The 6475-nt window shown below is 70.7% G+C and carries 6 protein-coding genes and 1 pseudogene; all 7 read right to left on the bottom strand.

The features are described 5' to 3' along the window. Positions 1-44: 44 nt before the first annotated feature. Positions 45-875: pseudogene (locus ACFU0Y_RS16320) on the bottom strand (ParB/RepB/Spo0J family partition protein); the annotation flags it as partial. 1128 nt (positions 876-2003) lie between these two features. Then, positions 2004-2888 carry a ParA family protein gene (locus tag ACFU0Y_RS16315; protein ID WP_380215713.1) on the bottom strand — a complete coding sequence of 295 codons (885 nt, stop codon included), beginning with the start codon at positions 2886-2888 and terminating at the stop codon, positions 2004-2006. A gap of 334 nt (positions 2889-3222) precedes the next feature. Further along, on the bottom strand, positions 3223-3894 hold the full coding sequence (rsmG, locus tag ACFU0Y_RS16310; RefSeq protein ID WP_380215711.1) for a 16S rRNA (guanine(527)-N(7))-methyltransferase RsmG: 672 nt from the start codon (positions 3892-3894) through the stop codon (positions 3223-3225). Then, positions 3894-4625, bottom strand: coding sequence for a protein jag (locus ACFU0Y_RS16305; RefSeq protein WP_380215709.1), 732 nt, complete (start codon positions 4623-4625; stop codon positions 3894-3896). The genes rsmG and ACFU0Y_RS16305 overlap by 1 nt, the downstream gene beginning before the upstream one ends. 85 nt (positions 4626-4710) lie before the next feature. Then, positions 4711-5697: a membrane protein insertase YidC gene (gene yidC / locus ACFU0Y_RS16300; protein ID WP_380215707.1), complete on the bottom strand. Its 987-nt coding sequence runs from the start codon at positions 5695-5697 to the stop codon at positions 4711-4713. Beyond that, entirely contained in the window at positions 5694-6134 is a 441-nt protein-coding gene (yidD, locus tag ACFU0Y_RS16295) for a membrane protein insertion efficiency factor YidD (RefSeq protein ID WP_380215705.1), read from the bottom strand. The genes yidC and yidD overlap by 4 nt, the downstream gene beginning before the upstream one ends. Continuing rightward, positions 6131-6475, bottom strand: a 345-nt coding sequence (gene rnpA / locus ACFU0Y_RS16290; protein WP_380215703.1) for a ribonuclease P protein component, incomplete at its 5' end; no start/stop codon positions are given. The genes yidD and rnpA, both read right to left, overlap by 4 nt.

Here is a 6475-nt window from a genome sequence, read left to right as displayed (position 1 = left end):
ATGTTCCACGTGGAACATCGGGGCGTCGTCGTGGACGGGGGAACTCAGGTGCGGTCCATGCCCGGGTCCAGGACCTCGATGATCCGGTTCAGGTCCTCCACCGAGGCGAACTCGATCGTCATCTTGCCCTTGCGGGCACCCAGCGCGATCCGGACGCCGGTGTCCAGGCGGTCGGAGAACGCCTCCGCGATGTAGTCCAGCCGCTCCTTGTGGTCCCCGGACGGCGCCGCCTTCCGCTGCGGTCTGCGCTCCCCCGACTCCGTGAGCTGAACGGCCTCCTCCGTGGCGCGCACCGACAGCCCCTCCGCGACGATGCGCTGCGCGAGCCGCTCCATCGACGCGGGATCGGCGAGGCCGAGAAGAGCACGGGCGTGGCCGGAGGAGAGCACGCCGGCGGCGACTCGCCGCTGCACCAGCGGCGGCAGCCGGAGCAGGCGGATCGTGTTGCTGATCTGCGGTCGGGAGCGGCCGATCCGCCGGGAGAGCTCCTCCTGCGTCGTGCCGAACTCCTCGAGGAGCTGCTGGTACGCGGCGGCCTCTTCCAGAGGGTTCAGCTGGCTGCGGTGCAGGTTCTCCAGCAGGGCGTCCCGCAGGAGGTCGTCGTCCGCGGTCTCCCGCACGATCGCTGGAATGGTCGGCAGACCGGCCTGCTGAGTGGCCCGCCAGCGCCGCTCACCCATGACGAGTTCGTACGACTCCTCGCCGTCCTCGCGCGTGGGCCTCACCACGATGGGCTGAAGCACACCCAGTTCACCGATCGAGTACGCGAGCTCGGCGAGCTCTTCCTCGTCGAACACCTGGCGGGGCTGCTTGCGGTTCGGGTGGATGGACGTCACTGGGATCTCGGCGAACGTGGCTCCGGGCACGGTGGCGAGCTCCTGGTCCGCGGTCACCGTTTCACGTGAAACGTCCATGCCCGGTGCCGAGGCGTCACGTGCGGTGAACTCGACGGTTGCCGCCTCGGCCGGCGGCGTGAGGGGCCGTTGCGGAGCAGCCGTTCCACGTGAAACGGCGGACTCCGGCGAACCGCCTTCTGTCGGGGCGTCGGCTTCCGGTTTCGCGTTCCTCGCGGGAGCAGGATCCGCGGGCCGCTGTGAGCTCATCGCCGAAGCGGCCCGGTTCTCCGACTCGACTCGCGCAGCCTTCTGGTCCGATTCACGTGAAACGGGGGGCGCCGGAGCCGTTGCCGAACCGGCACCCGCGGCCGTACCGGTTTCCGCAGACCTGTCGGTCGCGCTGTACTCCTCGGACTCGGGCTCGGAGGCGGTCCGACCCGCCCCGTCGGCTCTGTCCGTCGCCGTCCGGGATGCTTCGGCCGTCTCGGACCCCTCGTCCGCACGCGCCGGCGTGGTACGCCGCGGCGAGGGCGACGTCGGCGACGCTGCGTGCCCGGACTCGGCGGGCTCTGCGGCCGCACCGGACTCGGAACCGGATGTGGAGGGGAGGAAGAACATGTCCGACGGACGGCTGACCAGGGTCGTGTTGCGCAGCGCCTCACCCATGTCCATGCGGGACTTCATGGCCTTCTGTCGTGCGGAAGGACTGACGGAACGCCCACGGGCGGCGGTCGCCGGCCGCCGCGGCGGCTCGGCAGGGGGCGCGTCGGTTCCGCCCGTTCCATCATCCTCGGTGCGGGGGGAACCGGCTCGGACGTCCTCCGTTTCACGTGAAACGTCGGGCGTCGTCTCGGGAGCAGCAGTGCCGTTGTTCGTCGTTCGCGATGCACGATCTGGAGCAGAGTGATTGTCGTCCTTGTGCCCCGGTGTGCTCTCGGGAGCTGGAGCGCTCGGAATGAGCGCCCCCAGTCCTCGGCCCAGACCACGTCGTCGTTCGCTCACGGTGTTCCTCTCCCTCGCCCGGCAATCCGGACAATTCTAGCGGAGTCGAGGGTTCCGCCGAGCCGTTTCACGTGGAACAGTGCACCGCGCGCGGCGTCCGGCGAGTGGACACAGTGCGGCGCCCGCCTCCTTCGGGAGGCGGGCGCCGGTGGGGGAGAGGATCCGTCAGCGGTGGGATCGTTGCGCGATCTCCGCTGCCGCCTCCAGGTAGGACAGGGCCCCGGTGGAGCTCGGATCGTAGCTGATGACGCTCTGCTGATAGCTCGGCGCCTCCGAGATGCGCACCGAGCGCGGGATCATGGTCTCCAGGACCTCGTCCGGGAAGTGGTTCCGGACCTCCTCCGCCACCTGGGAGGCCAGATTGGTGCGCCCGTCGTACATGGTCAACAGGATGGTCGAGACCGAAAGCTCCGGATTGAGGTGCTTCTGGATCATCTCGATGTTCTTGAGCAGCTGGCTCAGTCCCTCGAGCGCGTAGTACTCGCACTGGATGGGGATCAGCACCTCCGTGGCGGCCACGAAGGCGTTGAGGGTCAGCAGCCCGAGGCTCGGCGGGCAGTCGATGAAAACGTAGTCGAGCCGCTCCAACCCGTCGGCCTCGCGCTGCTTCGCGTACGCCTCGAGCGCCCGGCGCAGCCGGTGCTCGCGAGCCACCATGGACACGAGCTCGATCTCCGCACCGGCGAGGTCGATGGTCGCCGGGACCACCCAGAGGTGGTCCGCCTCCGCGGACGGCGTGACCGCCTCGGCGATGGGCATCTCGTCGATCAGGACGTCGTACGTGCTGTCGACCTCGGAGTGGTGCTCGACGCCGAGTGCGGTCGAGGCGTTGCCCTGGGGATCGTTGTCGATCACGAGGACGTTCTGCCCCTGACGGGCGAGGGCGACCGCGATGTTCACCGACGTGCTGGTCTTGCCCACGCCGCCCTTCTGGTTGCTGATCGTGAAGACCCGCGTTGCGGCGGGCTTCTCCAGCTGGACCTTCTTCAGCCTGGCGCGTCGCCTGGTCTCCTCCACGAGTTTCCTCCCCAGCGGAGTGTCTTCCGCCATCGTTGTGGTCATTGCGGGCAACTGTCCGTCCGTTTCACGTGAAACTCGAGTACCCCGGTCAGGAACAACCCTGATCGATTGATCAAGCGGATCGGGGGGAAACTCGGCGTCGAAGGCCCGCGGACCTCTCGCGCCGTCGTCGATCGGCATCTGACTGCGCACCTTCCCGGTTCGTCTCGAACTCGTTCCGTGGGAGCGCCGCTCCGGTGGGGGAGCGGCGCTGGGGCCGCGCCGCGGACCAGTCCGCCTCCGGCCCGGGGCCGAGCTCGGCGCACTGCCCGTGGCACACTCCGCCCAGCCTACCGCCGACCCGGCGTGCCGCAGGCGGCACCGCTCAGAGACGGACCCGGACCACCGTGGTGGGCTCCTCGAGCAGCTCCGCGCCCGCCGTCACGATCTCGGTGGACCGGGCGCCCAGGCGGTTCAGCCTCTTCTGCGCCGTGCGCACCTCGTCCGCCGCGGAGCGCCCCTTGAGGGCCAGGAGCTCCCCGGTTCCCCGCAGGAGCGGCAGGGTGAGGTCCACGAGGCCCACCAGGGCCGAGACCGCCCGGGCGGTGACCACGTCCACCTCGCCGACCTCCTCCTTGGCCTGCTCGGCCCGGGACCGGAGCACGCGCACGTTCGCGAGCCCGAGATCGGCCACCACCTCCTCCAGCCACTGGACGCGTCGCTCCAGCGGCTCGATGAGCGTGATCCGCAGGTCGGGACGGGCCAGGGCGAGGCAGAGACCGGGCAGTCCGGCGCCCGATCCGACGTCCGCCACGCGGGCGCCGGGCGGGACGAGCTCCTCCACCACGGCGCAGTTGAGCACGTGCCGGCTCCACAGCCGCGGCACCTCGCGGGGACCGATCAGGCCACGGACGATGCCCGAGGACGCCAGGTGCGCGACGTAGCGCTCGGCCAGGGGCAGCCGCTCGCCGAACAGCCGCTCGGCCGCTCGCCGCTCGCGCTCGTCCGGGACCGGCGGGTCCTGCGGGGCGGGGGAGGGTCGCTGCTCCTCGCCCATCAGCCCTGCGGGGCGGACACGACGATGTGCCGCGCCGCGCCCTCGCCCTCGGACTCGCTGACGAGTCCCTGCTCGGCGACCACGTCGTGCACGATCTTGCGCTCGTAGGCCGAGAGGGGATCGAGGTGCACGCGCCCCCCGGTGTCCCGGGCACGGGCCACGGCCTCGAGCGCCAGCTCCTGGAGCTGAGCCGCCCGGCGGAGCCGGTAGCCGCCGATGTCGAGCACCAGGCGGGAGCGGCGGTCGGTGGCGGCGAGCACGGAGAGCCGCAGCAGCTCCTGGAGGGCCTCCAGCACCTCCCCGTCCTTGCCGACCAGCACGGCGAGGCCCTGGTCGTCGTCCCCGTCGGCCACGACCGACAGGTAGGTGCGGCCGTCACGGACCTCGATGTCGATGTCGCCGTCGAGGTCCGCCGTGTCGAGCAGCTCCTCGAGGTAGTCGGCCGCGATCTCGCCCTCCTCCTCGAGCGGATCGCCCCCGGTGCCGTCCTCGCCGTCGCGGGACGCGGCGGACCCGGCGTCGGCAGGACGGCCGTCGTCACCGGCACCGGACGCCGGCGCGGCGGGGGCGCCGGCAGCCGGAGTCGTCGCGCCGGGCACTCCCGCGGCGGGGACGTCCGTCCCGGCGCCGCGCTCGGCGTCGTCCCGCGGGGGGAGCCGCACGTGGTCGCCGTCCGGGGCGGAGGGCTGCACGTCGTCGGCGTCCTGGGTGGTCTGCCGGATGTCGGTCATGTCGTCTCCTGGGGCCGTGGAAGCACGGGGCCGGACGGGCCGGCCCCGTGCGGGGAGGTGTTCTGGCCGGTGCGACCGGCCGCGGTCATCGCGACTGTTTCCGCTTCGCCTGCTGCTTCTGGCGCTTCTTGCCGACCGGCTGCTGGCGCTGACCGGCGGCGGCACGGGCGCGCTGCTCCTCGATGTCCGCCTCGTGCTCCTCCACGGTCTTGCCGACCGGGGGAAGACCCTTGGCGGCGCGCCGCTCGTTGAGCTCCTGCTCGGCCTGCGAGCCGGGGGTCGGGTTGTTGCGGATGACCCACCACTGCTGGCCCATGGACCAGACGTTGGAGACGGTCCAGTAGATGAGGACACCGATGGGGAAGTTGATGCCGCCGATGGCGAAGACCAGGGGGAACAGGTACAGCATCATCTGCTGCTGGCGGTACATGGGGGAGGCCTTGGCCGCCTCGCTCATGTTCTTGGCGGTCAGCTGCTTCTGGGTGAAGAACTGCGAGGCGGACATCGCGATGATCATCACGATCGCGAGGAGGATCGTGGCGGTGTGGTTGCCGTCGCCGGGGTTGAGCAGCGTCGAGAACAGCGGGGCGCCGAAGAACGTGGCCTCGTTGAAGGACTGCACGGTGGCCGCGTTCAGGACGTGCACGCCCTCGCCGGCGGCCGCCGACCGGGGCACGCCGTTGAGGACCTGGAACAGGCCGAAGAAGATCGGCATCTGCACCAGGATGGGCAGACAGGCCGAGAAGGGGTTGGAGCCGTGGCTCTTGTAGAGCTCCATCTGCTCCTGGGCCATCGCCTGACGGGACAGCTGGTCCTTCTTGCCCTTGTACTTGGCCTGGAGCTTGGCCATCTCCGGCTGCAGCTCCTGCATGCCGCGCATGGACTTGATCTGCTTGAGGAACAGCGGGATGGTCAGCGTGCGCATGACCAGGGTCAGGCCCACGATGCACAGCACCCAGGTGATGCCCGCGGCGGGATCCATCCCGATGGCCGTGAGCATCTCGTGGAACACCCACAGCACGGCGGAGACGACCCACCTGAAGGGGAAGAGGATCATTTCGAACAGGTTCATGGGGAAGGCTCTCCTTGGGCCGCGGGACCGTTGCCCCCGGCGGGGTGGTGCTGGTGGCGCTCAGCAAGGGTGGGATGGTTCAGCAGGACGATCCGGGGAAGGGACGCGAGGTCGGGGAAGACCCGGCCCCCGTCCGGGACCCTGTCGATCCCACCCGCCGCCCAGGGGTGGCAGCGGAGGAGCCTGCGGACGCTGAGGCCGAGGCCGCGCACGGCGCCGTGCACCGTGACGGACTCGAGGGCGTAGGCCGAGCATGAGGGGAAGTACCGGCAGACGTCCCCGTAGAGGGGGGAGACGATGGTCCGGTAGAGCTTGAGCCCCGCGATGAGCGCGTTCTGGGGGAGGAACCACAGGGCCTGCCACGCCGACGCCGGGCGGACGAACTCGTGGGGAGCCGCCGCGAGGAGCTCCTCGGGCGCGTGAGCGTGCTCGCTCATGACTCCGGCTCCTCCCGTGCGGGTCGTCGGTCCTCTGCAGTCGTCGTCCCGGGGTTCCCGGCGGTCCCGGGAACCCCGGCCCGCGTGGACGCCGTCCGCCAGGCCTTGGCGTAGTCGGTGGCCAGCTCCGCCCAGTCCGCGCGGGAGGCGGGCGGGAGCGCTCGCACCACGACGTCGTAACCGTACGGGCTCTGCCTGACCGTGGTCTGGGCGAGTTCCCGGAGGCGTCGCTTCACCCGGTTGCGGCGCACGGCGTTGCCCACGGCCTTCGAGACGACGAAGCCGAAACGGGCCGGCCGGTCCTGTTCGGTGGGTCGCACATAGACGACGACGTTCCGGCG

It is taken from the genome of Kocuria sp. NPDC057446, assembly GCF_042802875.1.
Classification (GTDB): Bacteria; Actinomycetota; Actinomycetes; order Actinomycetales; family Micrococcaceae; genus Kocuria.
This window is presented reverse-complemented; position numbering and strand designations above follow the sequence as displayed.